Origin of the sequence: Vibrio sp. HENC-03 (assembly GCF_000305755.2) — a bacterium.
GTDB lineage: Bacteria > Pseudomonadota > Gammaproteobacteria > Enterobacterales > Vibrionaceae > Vibrio > Vibrio owensii.
The window spans coordinates 38,111-59,621 of record NZ_JH976120.1; the positions used below are offsets into that span (position 1 = coordinate 38,111).

Annotated in this window: 21 protein-coding genes; 20 read left to right on the forward strand and 1 reads right to left on the reverse strand. The window is 46.2% G+C overall.

The window, feature by feature from the left end:
• Positions 1-2 precede the first annotated feature (2 nt).
• From VCHENC03_RS15950 to VCHENC03_RS15860, 19 genes are all read left to right on the forward strand, one after another.
• Positions 3-1,217, forward strand: a complete 1,215-nt coding sequence (locus VCHENC03_RS15950; protein WP_009705575.1) for an IscS subfamily cysteine desulfurase — start codon at positions 3-5, stop codon at positions 1,215-1,217.
• A gap of 37 nt (positions 1,218-1,254) precedes the next feature.
• On the forward strand, positions 1,255-1,638 hold the full coding sequence (gene iscU, locus VCHENC03_RS15945; protein ID WP_005424883.1) for a Fe-S cluster assembly scaffold IscU: 384 nt from the start codon (positions 1,255-1,257) through the stop codon (positions 1,636-1,638).
• A gap of 72 nt (positions 1,639-1,710) precedes the next feature.
• Positions 1,711-2,034, forward strand: coding sequence for an iron-sulfur cluster assembly protein IscA (gene iscA, locus VCHENC03_RS15940; RefSeq protein WP_009705576.1), 324 nt, complete (start codon positions 1,711-1,713; stop codon positions 2,032-2,034).
• 55 nt (positions 2,035-2,089) lie between these two features.
• Positions 2,090-2,605, forward strand: a complete 516-nt coding sequence (gene hscB, locus VCHENC03_RS15935) for a co-chaperone HscB (protein WP_009705577.1) — start codon at positions 2,090-2,092, stop codon at positions 2,603-2,605.
• A 21-nt stretch (positions 2,606-2,626) separates the two neighbouring features.
• On the forward strand, positions 2,627-4,480 hold the full coding sequence (hscA, locus tag VCHENC03_RS15930; protein WP_005440313.1) for a Fe-S protein assembly chaperone HscA: 1,854 nt from the start codon (positions 2,627-2,629) through the stop codon (positions 4,478-4,480).
• 13 nt (positions 4,481-4,493) lie between these two features.
• Complete coding sequence (fdx, locus tag VCHENC03_RS15925) at positions 4,494-4,832, forward strand: ISC system 2Fe-2S type ferredoxin (RefSeq protein ID WP_005424889.1); 339 nt, start codon at positions 4,494-4,496, stop codon at positions 4,830-4,832.
• A 44-nt stretch (positions 4,833-4,876) separates the two neighbouring features.
• Entirely contained in the window at positions 4,877-5,071 is a 195-nt protein-coding gene (iscX, locus tag VCHENC03_RS15920; protein WP_009705578.1) for a Fe-S cluster assembly protein IscX, read from the forward strand.
• Between the two features lie 172 nt (positions 5,072-5,243).
• Positions 5,244-6,542, forward strand: a complete 1,299-nt coding sequence (gene pepB / locus VCHENC03_RS15915; protein ID WP_009705579.1) for an aminopeptidase PepB — start codon at positions 5,244-5,246, stop codon at positions 6,540-6,542.
• 100 nt (positions 6,543-6,642) lie between these two features.
• Complete coding sequence (gene ndk, locus VCHENC03_RS15910) at positions 6,643-7,068, forward strand: nucleoside-diphosphate kinase (RefSeq protein ID WP_005440311.1); 426 nt, start codon at positions 6,643-6,645, stop codon at positions 7,066-7,068.
• Between the two features lie 211 nt (positions 7,069-7,279).
• Positions 7,280-8,407 (forward strand): bifunctional tRNA (adenosine(37)-C2)-methyltransferase TrmG/ribosomal RNA large subunit methyltransferase RlmN, encoded by a 1,128-nt coding sequence (locus VCHENC03_RS15905; protein WP_009697672.1) that lies wholly within the window; start codon positions 7,280-7,282, stop codon positions 8,405-8,407.
• A 418-nt stretch (positions 8,408-8,825) separates the two neighbouring features.
• Complete coding sequence (rodZ, locus tag VCHENC03_RS15900) at positions 8,826-9,788, forward strand: cytoskeleton protein RodZ (RefSeq protein ID WP_009705580.1); 963 nt, start codon at positions 8,826-8,828, stop codon at positions 9,786-9,788.
• A gap of 5 nt (positions 9,789-9,793) precedes the next feature.
• Entirely contained in the window at positions 9,794-10,912 is a 1,119-nt protein-coding gene (ispG, locus tag VCHENC03_RS15895; RefSeq protein WP_005424674.1) for a flavodoxin-dependent (E)-4-hydroxy-3-methylbut-2-enyl-diphosphate synthase, read from the forward strand.
• A 55-nt stretch (positions 10,913-10,967) separates the two neighbouring features.
• Positions 10,968-12,236, forward strand: a complete 1,269-nt coding sequence (gene hisS, locus VCHENC03_RS15890; RefSeq protein ID WP_005424690.1) for a histidine--tRNA ligase — start codon at positions 10,968-10,970, stop codon at positions 12,234-12,236.
• 125 nt (positions 12,237-12,361) lie between these two features.
• Positions 12,362-12,976 carry a YfgM family protein gene (locus tag VCHENC03_RS15885; RefSeq protein ID WP_009705581.1) on the forward strand — a complete coding sequence of 205 codons (615 nt, stop codon included), beginning with the start codon at positions 12,362-12,364 and terminating at the stop codon, positions 12,974-12,976.
• 12 nt (positions 12,977-12,988) lie between these two features.
• Positions 12,989-14,149, forward strand: a complete 1,161-nt coding sequence (bamB, locus tag VCHENC03_RS15880; RefSeq protein ID WP_009705582.1) for an outer membrane protein assembly factor BamB — start codon at positions 12,989-12,991, stop codon at positions 14,147-14,149.
• Positions 14,150-14,330: 181 nt separating this feature from the next.
• Positions 14,331-15,827 carry a ribosome biogenesis GTPase Der gene (gene der, locus VCHENC03_RS15875; RefSeq protein WP_005440296.1) on the forward strand — a complete coding sequence of 499 codons (1,497 nt, stop codon included), beginning with the start codon at positions 14,331-14,333 and terminating at the stop codon, positions 15,825-15,827.
• Between the two features lie 79 nt (positions 15,828-15,906).
• Positions 15,907-16,776 carry a metal-dependent hydrolase gene (locus VCHENC03_RS15870; RefSeq protein ID WP_009705583.1) on the forward strand — a complete coding sequence of 290 codons (870 nt, stop codon included), beginning with the start codon at positions 15,907-15,909 and terminating at the stop codon, positions 16,774-16,776.
• Positions 16,777-17,070: 294 nt separating this feature from the next.
• Positions 17,071-18,075 (forward strand): GGDEF domain-containing protein, encoded by a 1,005-nt coding sequence (locus tag VCHENC03_RS15865; protein WP_009705584.1) that lies wholly within the window; start codon positions 17,071-17,073, stop codon positions 18,073-18,075.
• 71 nt (positions 18,076-18,146) lie between these two features.
• On the forward strand, positions 18,147-18,371 hold the full coding sequence (locus tag VCHENC03_RS15860) for a zinc ribbon domain-containing protein (protein ID WP_009705585.1): 225 nt from the start codon (positions 18,147-18,149) through the stop codon (positions 18,369-18,371).
• Here the strand turns inward: VCHENC03_RS15860 and xseA are convergent.
• Positions 18,364-19,695: an exodeoxyribonuclease VII large subunit gene (xseA, locus tag VCHENC03_RS15855; RefSeq protein WP_009705586.1), complete on the reverse strand. Its 1,332-nt coding sequence runs from the start codon at positions 19,693-19,695 to the stop codon at positions 18,364-18,366. The two genes, VCHENC03_RS15860 and xseA, sit on opposite strands and share 8 nt — an antisense overlap.
• 231 nt (positions 19,696-19,926) lie before the next feature.
• On the opposite strand from xseA, the gene guaB reads away from it, so the two are divergent.
• Positions 19,927-21,390: an IMP dehydrogenase gene (gene guaB, locus VCHENC03_RS15850; protein ID WP_005447694.1), complete on the forward strand. Its 1,464-nt coding sequence runs from the start codon at positions 19,927-19,929 to the stop codon at positions 21,388-21,390.
• Positions 21,391-21,511: the final 121 nt, after the last annotated feature.

Consider the following 21,511-nt stretch of genomic DNA (forward strand, 5'->3'; position numbering starts at 1 on the left):
GAATGAAACTGCCGATTTATCTTGATTATTCCGCTACATGTCCAGTAGATCCTCGTGTTGCTGAAAAAATGGTTCAGTACATGACAATGGATGGCACATTTGGCAACCCAGCTTCGCGTTCGCACCGTTACGGCTGGCAGGCAGAAGAAGCTGTAGATACTGCTCGTGAGCAAATTGCTGACCTTCTAAATGCAGATCCACGCGAAATCGTATTTACATCAGGTGCGACTGAGTCTGACAACCTTGCAATTAAAGGTGCTGCTCATTTTTACTCTAAGAAGGGTAAACACGTAATCACTTGTAAAACAGAGCACAAAGCCGTTCTTGACCCATGCCGTCAACTAGAGCGCGAAGGCTTTGAAGTGACTTACCTAGAGCCAGAATCAAACGGTCTGATTGACCTAAACAAACTTCAAGCAGCAATGCGTGAAGACACTGTTTTGGTTTCAATCATGCACGTTAACAACGAGATTGGTGTGATCCAAGACATCACCGCAATCGGCGAACTATGTCGCGAACGTAAGATTGTGTTCCATGTGGATGCTGCACAGTCTGCGGGCAAACTGCCAATCGACGTTCAAGAAATGAAAGTTGACCTTATTTCACTGTCTGCGCACAAAGCTTACGGCCCTAAAGGAATCGGTGCACTTTACGTTCGTCGTAAACCTCGTATCCGTCTTGAAGCGCAAATGCACGGTGGCGGTCATGAGCGTGGCTTCCGCTCTGGTACACTTCCAACTCACCAAATCGTGGGCATGGGTGAAGCGTTCCGTGTGGCAAAAGAAGACATGCAAAAAGATTACGATCACGCACTAGCACTTCGTAACCGTCTTCTAGATGGCGTTAAAGATCTAGAAGCCGTAACGGTAAACGGTGACCTAGAACAGCGTGTTCCTCACAACCTAAACGTGAGCTTTGCATTCGTAGAAGGCGAATCTCTACTGATGTCACTAAAAGACCTAGCAGTATCTTCTGGTAGTGCTTGTACATCAGCGAGCCTAGAGCCATCTTACGTTCTTCGTGCACTTGGCCTAGACGACGAATTAGCACACAGCTCAGTACGTTTCTCATTTGGTCGTTTCACGACTGAAGCAGAAATTGATTACGCAATTGAACAAATCCGCGTTGCAGTGACTAAGCTACGCGACATGTCTCCTCTATGGGATATGTACAAGGAAGGGGTTGATCTGAGCACTGTTGAATGGGCTCACCATTAATCTCACGGACTGAATAGAGGATTCGAGGTAATTTATCATGGCATACAGCGAAAAAGTAATTGATCACTACGAAAACCCACGTAACGTTGGTTCGTTCGATAAAGAAGATCCATCAGTAGGCAGCGGCATGGTTGGCGCGCCAGCTTGTGGTGACGTAATGAAGCTTCAAATCAAAGTGACGCCAGAAGGCATCATTGAAGACGCGAAATTCAAAACATACGGTTGTGGTAGTGCAATCGCTTCAAGCTCACTAGTAACTGAGTGGGTAAAAGGCAAGTCTATTGACGAAGCGGCATCTATCAAAAACTCTGAGATTGCAGAAGAGCTAGAGCTTCCACCAGTGAAAGTACACTGCTCAATCCTAGCGGAAGACGCAATCAAAGCAGCGGTTGCTGACTACAAGAAAAAACACCAGGAATAATTATTCCGTATATAATGGGAGCCCTTAAACGCTCCCATTCCAAAACGTAATTTAGACAGACTAAGGTGCAGTATGGCCATCACAATGACAGAATCAGCGGCGAGTCGCGTAAAAGCATTCCTAGATAACCGAGGCAAAGGTATCGGTTTGCGTCTTGGAGTGAAGACGACAGGCTGTTCCGGCATGGCTTACGTTCTTGAGTTTGTTGATGAACTAAACGAAGAAGACGAAGTTTTTGAACTGTCTGAAGTGAAAATCATCATTGATAAGAAAAGCTTGGTATACCTAGACGGTACTGAGTTGGATTACGTTAAGGAAGGGTTGAATGAAGGTTTTGAATTCAACAACCCTAACGCAAAAAGTGAATGTGGTTGTGGTGAAAGCTTCAACGTCTAATTGACTGTCCTTCTGGGCAAACGAGTCCAGAAGGCTTTACTAGGACCCGATCTTAATGAATCACTTTGAATTATTTGGGCTACCAAGTCAGTTTCAGCTGGATGGTAGCCTTCTTTCTTCTCAGTTCCGAGAACTACAAAAACGCTTCCACCCAGATAACTTTGCTACTGCCTCAGAGCGTGATCGCTTGATGGCTGTTCAAAAAGCAGCGCAAATCAACGATGCGTATCAAGTGCTTAAGCATCCTATCTCTCGCGCTGAATACATTTTGGCAGAAAACGGCACAGAAATTCGTGGTGAGCAACAAACCATGCAAGACCCGATGTTCCTAATGGAGCAAATGGAACTGCGTGAAGAACTGGAAGACATTGCTGGCAGCTCTGATCCGGAATCAGCGCTTTTTGACTTCGACTCTAAGGTCAGCAAAATGTACAAACAGCATTTGGCGAGTGTAGAGCAAGAACTTGACCAAGGTCTTTGGGCTGAAGCCGCTGACCGAGTTCGTAAACTCAAATTCATTGCCAAGCTAAAAAACGAAATTGAACTGGTTGAAGACAAGCTCCTCGGCTAGTTAGCGCGACAAGGACCCATCATGGCACTACTTCAAATCGCAGAACCGGGCCAAAGCTCGGCACCTCATGAGCATAAGCTAGCAGCGGGTATCGACTTAGGTACCACCAACTCTTTGGTTGCCTCTGTACGCAGTGGCGACGCGACCACGCTGAAAGACGAGCAAGGCCGTAGCATTTTGCCGTCAGTGGTGAACTACACGCAAGATTCAGCGTCAGTTGGTTACGATGCCAAAGCAAAAGCAGAGCTAGAACCAGCAAACACCATTATCTCGGTAAAACGTTTGATCGGCCGTTCACTGAAAGACATTCAAGCTCGCTACCCATCTTTGCCTTACCAATTTAAAGAAAGCGACAACGGTCTGCCAATTCTGCAAACCGCTCAAGGTGACAAAAACCCGATTGAAGTGTCTGCCGACATTCTTAAAGCGTTAGGTAAACGTGCTGAAGATACGCTAGGTGGTGAGTTAGCTGGCGTGGTTATTACTGTTCCTGCTTACTTTGATGACGCTCAACGTGCTGGTACAAAAGATGCGGCGAAATTGGCTGGTCTTCATGTGCTGCGTCTGCTTAACGAGCCGACAGCAGCAGCGATCGCTTACGGGCTAGACTCTGGCCAAGAGGGCGTGATTGCGGTTTACGATCTAGGTGGTGGTACATTCGATATCTCTATCCTACGTTTGTCGAAAGGCGTATTTGAAGTATTAGCAACCGGTGGCGACTCTGCACTAGGCGGTGATGATTTTGACCACCTACTAGCAGATTACCTAATGGAGCAAGCGGGACTAGAAGCGCCGCTTTCTGCTGAGAAAAACCGCGCATTATTAAACATTGCAACGGCGACGAAGATTGCTTTCTCTGAGCAAGACAGCGTTGATGTGGATGTATTTGGCTGGAAAGGTTCAGTGACTCGCGAGCAGTTCGAAGATTTGATTCGTCCGCTAGTGAAGAAAACCCTGATGTCTTGCCGCCGTGCGCTGAAAGATGCGGATGTAGATGCGGAAGACGTACTTGAAGCGGTCATGGTTGGCGGTTCAACACGCACATTGCTTGTACGTGAAATGGTAGGTGAATTCTTCGGCCGTACACCACTGACAAGCATTAACCCAGATGAAGTTGTTGCAATCGGTGCCGGTATTCAAGCAGATATCCTAGCGGGTAACAAACCCGACTCGGAAATGCTGCTCCTTGACGTCATTCCACTGTCTCTTGGTATCGAAACCATGGGTGGCTTGGTTGAGAAGATTATTCCTCGCAACACCACGATCCCAGTGGCTCGCGCACAAGAATTTACGACGTTCAAAGATGGTCAAACAGCCATGAGTGTGCACACTGTACAAGGTGAGCGTGAGATGGTTGAAGACTGTCGTTCACTGGCTCGCTTCTCATTAAAAGGCATTCCTCCTATGGCTGCGGGTGCTGCACACATTCGTGTGACGTACCAAGTGGATGCCGATGGTCTATTGTCTGTTACGGCAATGGAAAAAAGCACTGGTGTTCAATCTGAGATTCAAGTGAAGCCATCTTACGGCCTAAGTGATGATGAAGTAGCAAATATGCTGCGTGATTCGATGACTTACGCGAAAGAAGACATGCAAGCTCGCGCTTTAGCTGAGCAGCGTGTAGAAGCGGATCGTGTAATTGAAGGTTTGATCGCAGCAATGCAAGCGGATGGCGATGAACTGCTGTCTGAGCAAGAAAAGCAAGATTTAATCAAAGTAATTGAAGCGCTGATTGAACTGCGTAATGGCGAAGATGCCGATGCCATCGAGCAAGGCATTAAAGATACCGACAAAGCAAGCCAAGATTTTGCGTCGCGCCGTATGGATAAATCAATTCGAGCTGCACTGTCAGGTCAGTCAGTTAATGATATATAAGAGATAAGTAGTTATGCCTAAGATTATTGTATTACCGCACGAAGATTTGTGCCCAGAAGGTGCAGTGTTGGAAGCAAACACTGGTGACACTGTTCTAGATGTTGCACTAAAAAACGGTATCGGTATTGAACATGCATGTGAAAAATCATGTGCATGTACAACTTGCCACGTGATCATTCGTGAAGGTTTTGACTCGTTAGAAGAGAGTGAAGAGCTAGAAGATGACATGCTTGATAAAGCATGGGGTCTAGAGCCTGAGTCTCGTCTTGGTTGTCAGGCTAAAGTTGCAGACGAAGATTTGGTTGTAGAGATTCCAAAGTACACACTAAACCACGCGTCAGAAGATCATTAATACTATCTCCCCAATATAGGGGCGAAGCATAAGGAAGATGAGCAATGAAATGGACAGATTCTCGCGACATCGCGATTGAGCTTTGTGACAAGTTTCCAGATGTCGATCCTAAAACCGTGCGTTTTACCGATCTCCACCAATGGATCATGGAATTAGATGAGTTTGACGATGAGCCAAACCGTTCTAATGAAAAGATTCTTGAGGCGGTCATACTGTGCTGGATGGACGAAGCGGATTAATGCTCGATTCGGCGGTAAAACGCAGCAGAGTTAACAATTCTCACTAAAAAAAGCGGACCTTTAGGTCCGTTTTTTTATCAAGTTGACATTTTTACCCTACATAATGCTAACATCCGTTAGTTATCAAAAAAGAAGAGGCGTAGGCAACGCCGTTATAAGACAAGGAGAAACCATGTCTACACAGATGTCTGTATTTCTTAGCCAAGAACCAGCGGCACCACATTGGGGCGACAAAGCACTGCTTTCTTTCGCTGAGAATGGCACAACCATTCACCTAGGTGAAGGTCACGATCTTGGTGCGATTCAACGTGCAGCGCGTCAACTCGATGGCCAAGGAATTCGTTCAATTTTACTTGCTGGTGACAACTGGGATTTGGAGAGCGTTTGGGCATTCCACCAAGGTTACCGCAACCCGAAAAAACACGGTACGCTAGAGTGGGTTGAGCTTTCTGAGCAAGACCAAGCCGAGCTGCACGCTCGTATCACCTCTACGGACTTTACTCGCGATATCATCAACAAAACAGCTGAAGAAGTGGCGCCACGTCAATTGGCAACCATGGCAGCTGAATTCATCAAATCAATCGCACCACAAGGCACAGTAACGGCTCGTATCGTTAAAGATAAAGATCTGCTTTCAGAAGGTTGGGAAGGCATTTACGCAGTAGGTCGTGGCTCTGAGCGCACGTCAGCGATGCTGCAACTTGATTACAACCCAACAGGTGATGAAAACGCGCCAGTATTTGCGTGTCTTGTTGGTAAAGGCATTACCTTTGATTCAGGCGGTTACAGCCTTAAGCCATCAAACTTCATGACAGCAATGAAAGCGGACATGGGCGGTTCAGGTACGATTACTGGCGGCCTTGGTCTAGCTATTCTTCGCGGTCTTAATAAGCGTGTGAAGCTGATCCTTTGTTGTGCGGAGAACATGGTTTCTGGTCGTGCACTTAAACTTGGCGACATCATCACTTACAAAAACGGTAAGACCGTTGAGATCATGAACACCGACGCAGAAGGTCGTTTGGTTCTTGCTGATGGTCTTATTTACGCAAGTGAGCAAAATCCTGAGCTGATCATTGACTGTGCAACCTTAACGGGCGCAGCGAAGAATGCACTAGGTAATGACTACCATGCACTAATGAGCTTTGATGATGAGCTTTCACACCAAGCGCTAACGGCGGCGAATCAAGAGAAAGAAGGCCTATGGCCACTGCCTCTTGCTGATTTTCACCGTGGCATGCTGCCATCAAACTTTGCTGACCTATCTAACATCAGTTCTGGTGATTACTCGCCAGGCGCAAGTACAGCTGCGGCATTCTTGTCTTACTTCGTTGAAGATTACAAGAAAGGTTGGTTGCACTTCGATTGCGCAGGTACGTACCGTAAGTCAGCGTCTGATAAGTGGGCGGCAGGCGCGACAGGCATGGGTGTTCGCACACTTGCTCGTTTCCTGAACGAACAAGCCGCAAAATAAGACTTTTACCAGTGCAGACACCCTGTCTGTACTGGTATAACTAAGAGAGACGCAAGTCACTCATATAAAACTATTATTACAAGTACAAAAAGGAAACCTTATGGCTCTAGAAAGAACGTTTTCAATTGTTAAGCCTGACGCTGTAGAACGCAATCTGATTGGTGAAATTTACCACCGCATTGAGAAAGCAGGTCTACGTATCGTTGCTGCAAAAATGGTTCATCTGACAGAAGAACAGGCGAGCGGTTTTTACGCAGAACATGAAGGCAAACCTTTTTTCCCAGCACTGAAAGAGTTCATGACATCTGGTCCTATCATGGTTCAGGTTCTTGAAGGTGAAGATGCCATCGCTCGTTACCGTGAGCTTATGGGTAAAACAAACCCAGAAGAAGCGGCATGCGGTACAATCCGTGCGGATTACGCACTGAGCATGCGTCATAACTCTGTTCATGGTTCAGACAGCCCAGAATCAGCAGCTCGTGAAATCGAGTACTTTTTCCCAGAGTCAGAGATTTGCCCTCGCTAATCTTGTATTAATTTGATTTTTAAGCCTCGGACTTTTCCGGGGCTTTTTATTATCTGCTTGCCAGTGGGAAAGGGTGATAAATTGTTGGCTAAAATTTAATCATCAAGATTTTAATGCCTTAGCAAACTCAAGGTTTTAGAACCCTTGTTGTGACTGCATAAAGGCTGTACAATTCGCGCCCTTATTCTTGTTTCAGTCATTGAGAGGCAACATGACCACTGAAAAAATCAATCTACTCGACTTTGATCGCAAAGGCATGCGTCAATTTTTCGCGGAAGAGCTAGGCGAAAAAGCGTTCCGTGCGGATCAGGTTATGAAGTGGATCTACCATTTCGGTGTTGATGACTTCGACAATATGACGAACATCAACAAGAAGCTACGTGAAAAACTGCAACACAAGTGTGAAATCAAAGCACCGACGGTAGCAGAAGCGCAACACTCTTCAGACGGCACGATTAAGTGGGCGATGAAAGTGGGCGATCAAGACGTAGAAACGGTATACATCCCTGAAGATGATCGCGCGACATTGTGTGTGTCTTCTCAGGTAGGTTGTGCATTGGAATGTAAGTTCTGCTCAACTGCTCAACAAGGCTTCAACCGTAACCTAAAAGTATCTGAAATCATCGGTCAGGTATGGCGTGCTGCTCGTGAAATCGGTTTGCAAAAAGAAACCGGTCGCCGTCCAATCACTAACGTCGTGATGATGGGCATGGGTGAGCCACTTCTTAACATGAAGAACCTAATCCCAGCGCTTGAAATCATGCTTGATGATCTTGGCTTCGGTCTTTCTAAGCGTCGCGTTACTGTATCAACGTCAGGTGTGGTTTCTGGTCTTGATCAGATGACGGGTAAGATTGATGTCGCATTAGCGATCTCCCTACATGCGCCAAACGATAAGCTGCGTAGTGAAATCATGCCAATCAACGACCGTTGGGATATCCAAGATTTCTTAGCATCTGTACGTCGCTACATTGCGTCTTCAAACGCGAACCGCGGTAAAGTAACGGTTGAATACGTACTGCTTGATCATGTGAACGATGACATGGACCACGCACGTGAGTTGGCGGAGCTAATGAAAGATACGCCATGTAAGATCAACCTGATTCCGTTTAACCCGTACCCAGGTTCTCCTTACAAGAAACCAAGCAACTCACGTATTGACCGTTTCCAAAAAACATTGATGCAATATGACCACACAGTAACGGTTCGTAAAACACGTGGTGATGATATTGACGCTGCGTGTGGTCAGTTAGTCGGTGATGTTATTGACCGAACTAAACGTACAGCAGCGCTAAAAGCGGCACGTGGTGCAGAAACCATTGACGTGAAAGCGGTGTAATTCACAGAGAATAGAAAAATAGCCAGAGCCTTATGCTCTGGCTATTTTGTTTGTCACGTGCGAATTGTAATCCGATGGTTACAGACTTATTGGCGCTAATTTCGTTTTGTTGTGTCAATTTTTGGACAAAAGCTTGAGCTATCTGTTAATTTGAGAGCAAAGAGTTTTTGTCTTCGTTAAACATTCGCTTATCATGGTAAGTGAAATATAACTACGACACTGACAATTCTCAGTATTTTTTCCAATACGCTTTGCTGAACCATTGCAAAACGAGCATTCTTACTTTGTACACTGAGAATTTCTAAAAGATTATTTTGGTTAACACGTTTAGGCTAGCTATCTTTAAGTTAGGCTTGATTAGAACAAAAACGAAAATAAATAACCGTGTTAGCCACCAAACAGATTAAATACCGCCATTATGACAGAACACGAAAAAACCAATGAAGTGCCGCTTTCGATGGAAGCAGGCACGTTGCTAAAAAACAAACGCGAATCTCTAGGCATGACTCAGAAGCACGTTGCTGATCGCCTTAGACTTCGCGTTTCTGTTATTGAAGATATTGAAAACAATCGATTTGAGGAACAACAAGTCACCACGTTCACTCGTGGCTATTTGCGTTCATATGCAAAACTCGTTGGTCTCGATGAAAAGATTGTTTTGGCAGCTTTAGAGCAAACATCTGAAGTGCATGTTAAGCCACAAGAAACAGAAATGCAGAGCTTCTCTCGTAAAACCAAACACGAGAAACATAACAGCCGCATTATGCTGTTAACTTGGGCGATTGCGATCGTTATCACTGGTATTTCTGGTGCGTGGTGGTGGCAAAACCAACAAGAGAACAGCCTTGCTCAGTTAAGTGCAGAGACCGCAGAAACAGAACAAGTTGCTGATGACGCTGACATCGATCAGATGAGCGCAGATGAACTTATCGCAAGCACGCCTGCAGAGATTGCACCTGTATCAGCTGCGCCAGCTGTGGTTTCTCAAGCGGATACGGCAATGAGCGCTGCAGGTGATATAACTGAGCCTGTTGCTGCCGCGACAGAACAAGTGACTGAGGAAGCGGCTCAAGAACCGGTAGCGGTGATTGAGGATGCTCAAGAAACAGAAGAGCCTGCGGCTCCAGTTGTACCAGAAGGTATGACGCTGCTAACGATGAAGTTCAAAGCAGACTGTTGGATTCAAGTAAAAGATGCAAACGGCAAAACTCTGGTTAGCGGCACTCGTAAACCGGGTCAAGACGTAGAACTTGCCGGAAAAGCACCTTTTAAAGTGATATTAGGCGCACCTGAAGGCGTAACAATGACATTTGCAAGTGAACCTGTCGACCTTTCTGGGTATACTTCAGGCAAAGTAGCTAGATTCACTTTACCGTTATAAATATTATGCAACACGAATCTCCAATTATTCGTCGTAAATCGACGCGTATTTATGTGGGTGATGTGCCAATTGGTGATGGTGCACCAATTGCTGTACAGTCAATGACAAACACTCGCACGACTGATGTGGAAGCCACAGTCGCACAAATCCGAGCATTAGAAAAAGTGGGTGCAGACATTGTACGTGTTTCTGTCCCTACCATGGATGCTGCGGAAGCCTTTAAGCTCATCAAACAGCAAGTGTCTGTACCGCTGGTGGCGGACATTCACTTTGACTACCGTATTGCCCTGAAAGTGGCGGAGTACGGTGTCGACTGTTTGCGCATTAACCCAGGTAATATCGGTAACGAAGAGCGTATTCGCTCGGTTGTTGATTGTGCCCGTGATAAAAACATCCCAATCCGTATTGGTGTTAACGGCGGTTCTTTGGAAAAAGATCTGCAGATGAAATACGGTGAGCCAACGCCAGAAGCATTGGTAGAGTCGGCGATGCGTCACGTGGATCATCTAGACCGTCTTAATTTTGACCAGTTCAAAGTCAGTGTGAAAGCGTCGGATGTATTCCTTGCGGTGGATTCATACCGCCTATTGGCAAAACAGATTGACCAGCCACTACACCTAGGTATCACCGAAGCAGGTGGTGCAAGAGCTGGTGCTGTGAAGTCATCGGTTGGCCTTGGTATGCTTTTAGCTGAAGGCATCGGTGATACGCTGCGTATCTCGTTGGCGGCAGATCCGGTAGAAGAGATCAAAGTTGGCTTTGATATTCTTAAGTCTCTGCGTATTCGCTCACGTGGTATCAACTTTATTGCTTGTCCAAGCTGTTCACGTCAGGAATTCGACGTGATTAACACAGTAAACGCACTGGAAGAGCGCCTAGAAGACATTATCACACCTATGGATGTGTCTATCATCGGCTGTGTCGTAAACGGCCCTGGTGAAGCTGAGGTTTCACACCTAGGTTTAGCTGGTAGCAATAAGAAGAGTGCATTCTACGAAGACGGCAAACGTCAGAAAGAGCGTTTCGACAACGATGATCTAGTGAACCAGCTAGAAGCGAAAATCCGTGCGAAAGCGTCTGTATTAGACCAAGCTAACCGCATCGATATCAAACAAGAAGATTAATCTCATAGCTTGAGCACGCTAAGTGTGCTCGGGTTACTAAGCGACGGTAATAATTGTGGCAAAGAAAATCCAAGCAATCCGAGGCATGAACGACTGCCTTCCAACTCAGTCTCCGCTGTGGCAGAAACTTGAAAACGCAGTAAAAAGCACTGTGAGCGCATACGGCTACAACGAAGTGCGCATGCCAATCGTTGAAGAAACAAACCTATTCAGCCGCGCGGTTGGTGAAGAGACAGACGTTGTTTCAAAAGAAATGTACACCTTTGATGATCGTAACGGAGACAGCCTAACACTTCGCCCTGAAGGTACGGCGGGCTGTGTACGTGCATGTATTCAAAACAGCCTGATTAACCGTGACGAACAACGTCTATGGTACATGGGCCCTATGTTCCGCCACGAGCGTCCGCAGAAAGGTCGTTACCGTCAATTCCACCAGTGTGGTGTTGAGGTGTTCGGTCTAAATGGTCCAGATGTTGATGCTGAGCTTATCATGATGACGGCACGTCTATGGCGTGAGCTGGGTATCAATGAACATGTTCGTCTTGAGCTTAACTCTATCGGTTCTCAAGAAGATCGCGCGGACTACCGCACGGCGCTGGTTGCATTCCTTGAGCAACATATCGATGTGCTAGACGAAGATTGTAAGCGTCGCATGCACACGAACCCACTGCGAGTTCTGGATACGAAGAACCCTGACGTTCAGGCTATTTTAGGTGATGCACCTCGTCTTTCTGAGTACTTAGGTGAAGAATCTAAAGCACACTTCGCAGGTCTATGTGAACTTTTAGACGCTGCAGGTATCGAATACACAGTTAACGAGCGTCTAGTTCGTGGTCTGGATTACTATAACCGCACAGTATTTGAGTGGATCACTGAGAGCCTAGGTGCTCAAGGCACAGTATGTGGCGGTGGTCGTTACGACGGTCTTGTAGAACAATTGGGTGGTAGTGCAACACCAGCCGTTGGCTTTGCTATGGGCCTAGAGCGTCTTGTTCTGATGCTAGAAACACTAGAGCTAACAGACGTTCGTCGCAGTGTAGATGTTTACGTTGTGACAGCAGGCGAAGGCACAATGATGGTTGGTATGAAGCTAGCAGAACAGCTTCGTGAAGCTATTCCGGGCGTTCGTGTTATGAGTCACTTCGGTGGCGGTAACTTCAAGAAACAGTTTAAGCGCGCAGATAAAGTTGGTGCTGTAGTAGCATTGGTTCTGGGCGAAAATGAAGTTGCAGAAAACACCGTAGTACTAAAAGACTTGGTGGGTGGTGAGCAAGAGACTTACAACCAAGCAGAAGTTGCTGAGAAGATCGCAGCACTGATTTAAGTCTTTTAATAAGCTAAAGATTAAATCCTAATTCGTAATACCAAGGCTCCCAAGATAGGAGCCTTTCGACGAAATAGGGACAATGGCAGCCTCGCTGCCATTTACATGTTTTAAGAGGACAGGAAGTGGAACTTTACGATACTGAAGAACAACAAGTTGAAGCCATTAAAGACTGGTGGAAGGAAAACGGTAAAGCCGTCATCATCGGTGCGGTTGTTGGTTTAGGTGGTCTATTTGGCTGGCGTTACTACCAGGATTCTGTGATTCAGGCGAGTGAAGCAGCTTCTCAAAGCTACACAACAGTAATGAACGCTCTTCAAACCAAAGGTGCAGACGCACAAGCGGACATTCAAGCGTTCATCGATTCAAACGAAGTTAAAGAGTACTCAGTACTTGCAGCACTTCAGCTAGCGAAAGTACAAGTGGATGCGAAAGATCTTTCAGCAGCACTTGAGCAACTGAAGTGGGCTCAAAGCAACACCAAAGATGCCGCGCTATCTCCACTTATTAGCTACCGTATTGCGCGCATTGAAGCTGAAATGGGCAACTTTGACGCAGCAAACGCAGAACTAGATAAAGTGACAGATGCAGTATGGACTGGTCGTATTGCTGAACAGCGTGGTGATATCGCTCTTCGTCAAGGTGACAAAGAAGCAGCATACGCGGCGTACACTGAAGCTCAGCAAGCTGCAGATGCTAGCCCAACGCTACAAATGAAATTGGACGACCTGGCGAAATAAGGACCGCATTGGATGAAAAGAGTCTTTAAGAAAGCCTTATTAGGGGCATTAACGGTGGGAATTCTAGCTGGTTGTGCTAGCGAAGAAGATACTATCGTTATGGCTCCACTACCTCAGGTAGACAGTGAGTTTACGCCAAGTGCGAAATGGACAGCATCGATTGGTGATGGTGTAGGTCATTACTTCTCAAAACTGTCGCCTGTTGTAGCAAATGATACCTTGTTCGTTGCAAGCCGTGATGGTCTAGTGAAAGCGCTGGATCCAGAAGATGGCAAGCAAAAGTGGCAAACCGATCTAGAAGAAGATGTGATTGCGCGTCTTTCTGGTGGTATTACTGCCGCTTACGGTAACCTGTACATCGGCTCTGAAAATGGCGAAGTGATTGCACTTGACCAAGAAACAGGTGAAATCAACTGGCGTATTGAAGTCGGTGGCGAAGTGTTAGCGAGACCAGTTGCTGACTCAGGCATGATCATCGTGAACACCAGTCGCGGTATGTTGATTGCACTAGACGAAGCATCAGGTGAACAGCGCTGGGCATTGAGCACAGAAGTTCCAAACCTAACGTTGCGCGGTGATAGTACTCCGACAGCGATTGGGGGGGGTGTTTTCTGGGGCACGGCAAATGGCCGACTAGCGGCAGCGATTGTTGAACGTGGTCAATTGATTTGGCAACAACCGGTAGGTACACCAAAAGGTGCGACCGAAATTGACCGTCTTGTTGACGTAGACTCTTCACCGATTGTACTGGGCGGCACTCTTTTCACCGTGGGTTATAACGGTCAGCTTATCGCTATCGATTTGCGTAGTGCAAACCCAATCTGGAAACGCAACTACTCATCTGCGAACGATATCGCGACAGATGGCAGCCGTATCTTCGTGATCACCGAGAAAGATCACGTCGTGGCAGTCGATGCTCGTAGTGGTACAGAGTTGTGGGAAAACAGCAAGTTGGAATACCGCCAGCTTACAGCGCCAGTCATCGTTGATAACTACCTAGTGGTAGGTGATACATTGGGTTACCTACACTGGATTGACCGCTCAACGGGTGAATTCGTTGCACAACAATACGTCGATGACAGTGGTTTTGCTGTTGGCCCGACGTTGTTGTCTGATGGTTACGTGATTACCACTCGCAATGGCGATGTAAAGAAACTAACCATTAACGAATAATATCGTGATATAATTCACATTCGGCTCCTGGCTGGTAACAGTTAGGAGCCGTTTTGTTGTTTGAAATTATTATTTATTAACCGTTATTCCTGACGTGGTTATAGGTAAAAAGCTGGTTTGATTTGGCATCAAGCAAGTCGTTACCTATAACTACAGAAGAAAGATTATTGTAGAGGTTGTTATGGTACCTGTTGTTGCTCTAGTAGGGCGTCCGAACGTAGGTAAATCTACACTATTTAACCGATTGACACGCACACGTGACGCGTTGGTTGCGGACTTCCCTGGCCTAACGCGAGACCGTAAATATGGCCAAGCTCGTCTTGGTGAAGAACACGAATTCATCGTTATTGATACCGGTGGTATTGATGGCACAGAAGAAGGCGTAGAAACAAAAATGGCACAGCAGTCATTAGCAGCGATTGATGAAGCTGACGTTGTGCTATTCCTTGTTGATGGTCGTGCTGGATTAACGCCGTCGGATGAAGCGATTGCCGCGCACCTGCGTAAAATTGAAAAGCCAGCAATGCTGGTGGTAAACAAGATTGATGGTATTGATGCTGACGCCGCTTGTGCTGATTTCTGGCAGCTTGGTGTTGACGACATGTACCAAATCGCAGCAGCACACGGTCGTGGTGTAACTGCGCTACTTGAGCGTGCTCTAGCGCCATTCTTTGATGATCTACTGGCAAGTGAATCTGAAGAAGGTGAGATTGAAGATCTGACTGAATTTGAAGATGAAGAGCTAGCGGTTGAGGATTACACCGAAGAAGACGCAGAAGCTGAGTTCAAGCGTTTGCAAGACCAGCCAATCAAACTGGCTATTATCGGTCGTCCAAACGTTGGTAAATCAACACTGACTAACCGTATCCTTGGTGAAGAACGCGTTGTGGTATATGACATGCCAGGCACTACGCGTGACTCAATCTACATTCCAATGGAACGTGATGGTCGCGAGTATGTTCTCATCGATACTGCGGGTGTTCGTCGTCGTGGTCGTATCAATGAAACAGTAGAGAAATTCTCTGTTGTTAAAACGCTGAAAGCCGTAGAAGACGCAAACGTGGTTCTATTGGTTATCGACGCACGTGAAAACATTTCTGACCAAGATTTAAGCCTACTTGGCTTCGCATTGAACGCTGGTCGCTCAATCGTACTAGCGGTAAACAAGTGGGATGGTCTGGATAACGATGTAAAAGAGAACGTGAAGAAAGAACTCGACCGCCGTTTAGGTTTCGTTGATTTTGCACGTATTCACTTTATCTCTGCGCTTCACGGTACAGGCGTTGGTCACTTGTTCGAATCGATTCAAGAAGCGTACAAGTCGGCAACGACACGTGTAGGTACATCTGTTCTTACTCGTATCATGAAAATGGCTACAGACGATCACCAACCGCCTATGGTTCGTGGCCGTCGTATTAAGCTTAAATACGCACACGCGGGTGGTTACAACCCACCAATCGTGGTTGTTCACGGTAACATGGTTCGCGATCTACCTGATTCGTACAAGCGTTACTTGATGAACTACTTCCGTAAGTCTCTGGAAATCATGGGTACACCAATCCGTATTAACTTCCAGAACAGCGATAACCCGTATGAAAACCGTGGTGGCAAGCTGACTCTTTCTCAAGAGCGTAAGCGCAAACGTATGATGTCTGCAGTGAAGAACCGCAACAAGTAATCGCCTAAGATTTTATGAATACCCAAGTTTCGACTTGGGTATTTTTTTATTCAAAGCTTTCATAAGAAGTAATCAACACATGACAATCACAGCAACCAAGACGCGTTTCTGTCATCAAACTTGGCAGTTAGAGGCGCACGTACAATTTGTTCAATCTACATCAGAAGCTACCCACGTTGTTACTGATGTCACGCCTTTTCATCCCGTTAGCCATATTTGGCCTGATCACCCAGCAGATAAAGGCACGATGACGGTGAATGGTAAGAGCTTTGATGTGGTTGACTGCCAAGTGGGTGCTGTAGAACTAGCAAGCGGAGAGTTATATGTTGGCCAAGCTATTCCGGTAAAACGTGATACGGAAGGGTGGGCGTTTGTTGTCGTGCATGTCTTGCCATTCACCGATACGTTTGATGCTGGTGATATTGCGTTGCTGGAAGTAGATAAAGAATATCAACTGTCTCTAAGTCGCGGTCATAGCGCAGGGCACATCGCATACCTTGCACTCAATAAGGTGCTGGCGCAGAACTATTGGCGTAAAGATGCCGACCGCAAAGACCCGCATGGTAACTACGATTTCAACAGCTATGCGCAAGAAACCAGTTTTGTTACCCCAGATAAATGTTTGGATACCTACCGTTTAGGCAAAACACTCCGCAAAAGAGGGTTAAACAGTGCAGATATGCTGTCTGACCTAAAAAGCATCGAACAACAGGTGAATGTTCTGTTGGGGGATTGGCTAAAAAGAGACGTTGCGATCACTGTCGATTGCCATGGGGAACACCTTACGGATTCACGTTATTGGCAATGTGATTTAGGTGAAAGTGAAATTGCTGTCATCCCTTGTGGGGGAACGCATGCGAGCCATTTGAGTGACTTCGGTTCTATCCATGTCACACTAGTGGAAATAGACTCACAAACTATCGAAATGCACACCGATGTAAGACGCTAAATTTGGATTCTGATCTTTTTATTAAATCCTGTTTGCGTGGTTTTTTGTTTGAAAGTGTAGTTTTTAGTTCTGATTAAAATTGAGAGACAGAATATGTAACTTATGCTTTCGGTATGTGGTTATATAAATATTCTTTTAAGGGGTGATCGCTGATCAAAAGGGAAATATCCGAAGATCAGCATTCGATCTTTTATAGTGCCGCGTGCGCATAATGTGAGTTAGTTACCTGTGTCATATTAATAGATTTATTATATTTCAGGCTAATTAACATAATAACGATATGAATACGCCACAATGGACAAAGATAGACTGTTAGATGCTCACCGAGCAGTCAATCGTCTTTTAGGTAAGCTTGCTCTGGGAATGGAACGCGATAGCCTCAACCATGAGGTTATCAAGTTAAGTGAACACCTATTTGGGAAGAGGCAAGCTTCCATTTTACGATTGCACCCCGATACCAACACACTGCATTTGGAGTTTGCCCCACACTTACCTGATTTCTACAATCAAGCGATTGAAGGCGTCCCTATTGGACCTGATATTGGCTCATGTGGCGCTGCTGCATTCTTAAAGCAAACCGTGGTCGTTAGTGATATTGATCATCACGCTAACTGGGCCGCTTTCCTTGAGCTGACTCAACAAGCTCAACTCCGTGCATGCTGGTCTGTGCCTATTATTGCTTCGGATGGCCATGTGCTTGGGACATTTGCCATTTACAGCAATACACCTTCTGAACCTCATCCTTATGAACTCGAAGTTCTCGAAATGCTAGCCGCTTTGTATGCGGTAGCCTTAGAGAAGTATCGCCTAGAAGAACAACTTCATTTTCACGCCAGTCGCGATCCACTGACGCACTGCTTCAACCGCCGTGCGCTTTTGACCGAAGTCGATCGCAAGATCAACCACAAATGTGCACGCAGCGCTGTGGTGGGATGCTTTTTCGTTGATATCGATGAGTTTAAGTACATCAACGATCGCTTTGGGCATGAGACCGGAGACCAAGTTTTGGTGCTGGTGGCTGAGCATTTAAAGCAAGCGTTCCGTTCATGTTCAGTGATAGGGCGTTATGGTGGCGATGAGTTTGTGGGTTTCAGCTGCTTTCATGATTTGGATACATACCAAAACTTTGCAACCCGTCTAGTTCAAGAGCTTAACCAAGTATGCCAGTTAGAGGAATACAAAGTAAAAGCCAGTATAGGTGCCGCTTGGAGTACCATGAGTGAGCGCGCAGTATTACAAGAGCTTATTCAAAAAGCAGATGTGGCGATGTATCAAAACAAGCGTGCCAAACGCGCGTGATTAAGATCAAAGCACAAGATTGCCGTATGATTAGACTGTGAGTCAGTAAATAGAAGTTTTTAGGGGTAACCATGCAACCGAATATTTGCCCAACATGCAATATTGAGCTGGAGTGGACAGGTCAATACCACTGTAATCAGTGTGAGTCGGATTATAAGAAAGTGGGATTTTGTCCAGATTGTGATGCTGAACTAGAAAAGCTACAAGCTTGTGGTGCGGCGAACTATTTCTGCAACAGTTGTAATGAACTCAAATCGAAATCACGAGTTCGATTTGAGTTTCAAAAAATCAGTTAACGGTAGAGCGAAGCTCACCATCAGATAAGCGGGTGACCAATACGTCGCCCGTTTTTACATCTTTCGCTTGAGTAACAACCTGACCTTGCTCAGTTTGAGTGATCGAGTAGCCACGTTTTAGCGTTGCCAGTGGGCTTACCGTATCTAGCTTCTCAGCCGCGATGGCCAGTTGATGGCGCATGGTCAGTAACTTACGGTCCATCGCATCCAGCAATTTTTGCTCGACTCGATCAAGCTTCGACTTCTGCTCAGCCAAGCGCTTTACTGGTGAGTTCAGTTGTAGGCGATGATGCTTACGCTCAACAGCTTGTTGGCGCGTTGTGATGAATCGTTGCATTGCGCGTTGTAGGCGCATGTCCAACTCATCAAGTTGTTGCGTCTGGCGCTGCAATTGATAGCTTGGATGCTGGCGATCTAAGCGGTGCATCAGTTGAGCCGATTGCTGTTTTTGTTGCGCTAGGTAGTAACGCATTGCACTGGCTAGCTTATGTTGGCGAGTCACCAAAGCTTGATCTTTGTGGCTGTTATCGCGACTTACCAATTCAGCCGCCGCTGATGGGGTCGGCGCTCGCATGTCCGCTACAAAGTCAGCAATTGTCACATCAACCTCATGACCAACTGCACTGATGATCGGAATTTGGCTTGCAGCAATAGTGCGAGCAAGGACTTCGTTGTTAAAGCACCAAAGGTCTTCTAACGAACCGCCACCACGACCAACAATCAATACATCACATTCGTCACGACTGTTTGCACGGCCGATTGCCTGCGCAATTTGAATGGCCGCTTCTTCACCTTGCACCATGGTCGGGTAAACCACCACGGGTAGGGAAGGATCACGGCGTTTCAATACGTCTAAGATGTCGTACAGTGCTGCACCGGTTTTTGAGGTGATCACACCAACGCGTTTTGGGTGCTCAGGTAAAGGCTGCTTGTTGGTTTGAGCAAACAAACCTTCTGCTGCCAGTTTCATCTTAAGTGCTTCGAACTCTTGTTGCAGACGACCATCACCTTCTGGATGCATGCTTTCGACGATCAATTGATAGTCACCACGTGGTTCGTACAGAGACAGACGTGCTTTAACTAATACTTGATTGCCGTTAGCTGGTTTGAAAGTGACGCGACGATTGTTACCACGGAACATGGCACATTTAACTTGAGCGCGAGAGTCTTTAAGAGTGAGGTACCAGTGACCAGAGACGGGAGCTGAGAAGTTGGATATCTCTCCGACAAGCCAGACGATCCCCATTTCGTTTTCGAGCAGCAGACGCACTTCGGCATTGAGACGAGAAACAGTGAAGATGTTTTGATTGGTCTGGGAGAGCACAGCTAATTCCGTAGACGTGAGTATGGAAATTAGCGGCAATATAATACATATCAAGGGGGTAATTGCAAGAAAAAAATTAAAAAATTTGTGGTCAAGCGATTGCGTTAACCGTATAATCCCTCCGCAATATCTAATCCAAATGTAGCCAACAACCTAAAACTGGTTACCCTCATTATGCGAAACGATGAGATTGGATTGTCTTTTTACTCCTCTAATTGTGAGATATTGCAAATGCTAAGAATTGCCAAAGAAGCGCTGACATTCGATGACGTACTACTCGTGCCAGCTCACTCCACCGTTCTCCCAAACACAGCTGATCTTCGCACTCAGTTGACTAAGAACATCACCCTAAACATCCCAATGATTTCAGCGTCTATGGACACTGTTACTGAAGCTCGTCTAGCTATCGCGCTAGCGCAAGAGGGTGGCATTGGCTTTATCCACAAAAACATGTCTATTGAGCAGCAAGCTGCTGAAGTTCGTAAAGTTAAGAAGTTTGAAGCTGGTGTCGTTTCTGATCCAGTAACTGTTAGCCCTGAAGCGACTATCGCTGACGTTGTTGCACTGACTGAAAAACACGGCTTCGCTGGTTTCCCTGTAATCACAGAGAACAACGAGCTTGTAGGCATTATCACTGGTCGTGATGTGCGCTTTGTTACTGACCTTTCTAAGAAAGTGTCTTCAGTAATGACAGCAAAAGAAAACCTTGCAGCAGTAAAAGAAGGTGCAACACGTGAAGAAGTGCAAGAGAAGATGCACGAAGCTCGCGTTGAGAAAGTATTGGTTGTGAACGATGAGTTCCAACTAACCGGTATGATCACTGCGAAAGACTTCCATAAAGCAGAACGTAAACCAAACGCATGTAAAGATGAGCGCGGTCGTCTACGTGTTGGCGCAGCCGTTGGTGCTGGCGCTGGCAACGAAGAGCGTGTTGCTGCTCTAGTTGAAGCAGGCGTTGATGTTCTACTTATCGACTCTTCACACGGTCACTCTGAAGGTGTACTAAACCGCATCCGCGAAACTCGCGCTGCTTACCCAGATCTAGACATCATCGGCGGTAACGTTGCGACAGGTGCTGGTGCTAAAGCACTTATCGAAGCGGGTGTTAGCGCAGTGAAAGTGGGTATCGGCCCTGGTTCAATCTGTACTACTCGTATCGTAACGGGCGTTGGTGTTCCTCAAGTAACAGCAATCGCAGACGCAGCAGAAGTGGCGAACTCATTCGGTATTCCAGTTATCGCTGACGGCGGTATCCGTTTCTCTGGTGACATCTGTAAAGCAATCGTAGCTGGCGCATCATGTGTGATGGTTGGTTCAATGTTCGCAGGTACAGAAGAAGCTCCGGGTGAAGTGATTCTTTACAACGGTCGTTCTTACAAGTCTTACCGTGGTATGGGTTCTCTTGGCGCGATGTCTCAAGGTTCATCTGACCGTTACTTCCAGTCTGACAATGCAGCAGACAAGCTAGTACCAGAAGGTATCGAAGGTCGTATCGCATACAAAGGTCGTCTAAAAGAAATCGTACACCAACAAATGGGTGGTCTACGTTCAAGCATGGGTCTTACTGGCTCTGCAACGATTGAAGATATGCGTACTAAAGCTGAATTTGTTCGTATCTCAGGTGCGGGCATGGCTGAATCACACGTACACGACGTTCAAATCACTAAGGAAGCACCAAACTACCGTCGCGGTTAATTTTTACTGTTGTAAAAATAAAACCTATACACTCGACGTAAACGTTTGCTTTTTTCCTTGAAGCATTAATAAGAGGCGAGTACACTCGCCTCCGTTTTAATAACCTAGCTTATAAGACTGC

Coding starts and splice junctions, on each gene's coding strand:
- ispG (WP_005424674.1), top strand. CDS start 9,794: ATGCAACACGAATCTCCAATTATTCGTCGTAAATCGACGCGTATTTAT.
- hscA (WP_005440313.1), top strand. CDS start 2,627: ATGGCACTACTTCAAATCGCAGAACCGGGCCAAAGCTCGGCACCTCAT.
- VCHENC03_RS15905 (WP_009697672.1), top strand. CDS start 7,280: ATGACCACTGAAAAAATCAATCTACTCGACTTTGATCGCAAAGGCATG.
- iscX (WP_009705578.1), top strand. CDS start 4,877: ATGAAATGGACAGATTCTCGCGACATCGCGATTGAGCTTTGTGACAAG.
- guaB (WP_005447694.1), top strand. CDS start 19,927: ATGCTAAGAATTGCCAAAGAAGCGCTGACATTCGATGACGTACTACTC.
- rodZ (WP_009705580.1), top strand. CDS start 8,826: ATGACAGAACACGAAAAAACCAATGAAGTGCCGCTTTCGATGGAAGCA.
- hscB (WP_009705577.1), top strand. CDS start 2,090: ATGAATCACTTTGAATTATTTGGGCTACCAAGTCAGTTTCAGCTGGAT.
- iscA (WP_009705576.1), top strand. CDS start 1,711: ATGGCCATCACAATGACAGAATCAGCGGCGAGTCGCGTAAAAGCATTC.
- ndk (WP_005440311.1), top strand. CDS start 6,643: ATGGCTCTAGAAAGAACGTTTTCAATTGTTAAGCCTGACGCTGTAGAA.
- VCHENC03_RS15950 (WP_009705575.1), top strand. CDS start 3: ATGAAACTGCCGATTTATCTTGATTATTCCGCTACATGTCCAGTAGAT.
- bamB (WP_009705582.1), top strand. CDS start 12,989: ATGAAAAGAGTCTTTAAGAAAGCCTTATTAGGGGCATTAACGGTGGGA.
- pepB (WP_009705579.1), top strand. CDS start 5,244: ATGTCTACACAGATGTCTGTATTTCTTAGCCAAGAACCAGCGGCACCA.
- VCHENC03_RS15860 (WP_009705585.1), top strand. CDS start 18,147: ATGCAACCGAATATTTGCCCAACATGCAATATTGAGCTGGAGTGGACA.
- iscU (WP_005424883.1), top strand. CDS start 1,255: ATGGCATACAGCGAAAAAGTAATTGATCACTACGAAAACCCACGTAAC.
- VCHENC03_RS15870 (WP_009705583.1), top strand. CDS start 15,907: ATGACAATCACAGCAACCAAGACGCGTTTCTGTCATCAAACTTGGCAG.
- der (WP_005440296.1), top strand. CDS start 14,331: ATGGTACCTGTTGTTGCTCTAGTAGGGCGTCCGAACGTAGGTAAATCT.
- VCHENC03_RS15865 (WP_009705584.1), top strand. CDS start 17,071: ATGGACAAAGATAGACTGTTAGATGCTCACCGAGCAGTCAATCGTCTT.
- fdx (WP_005424889.1), top strand. CDS start 4,494: ATGCCTAAGATTATTGTATTACCGCACGAAGATTTGTGCCCAGAAGGT.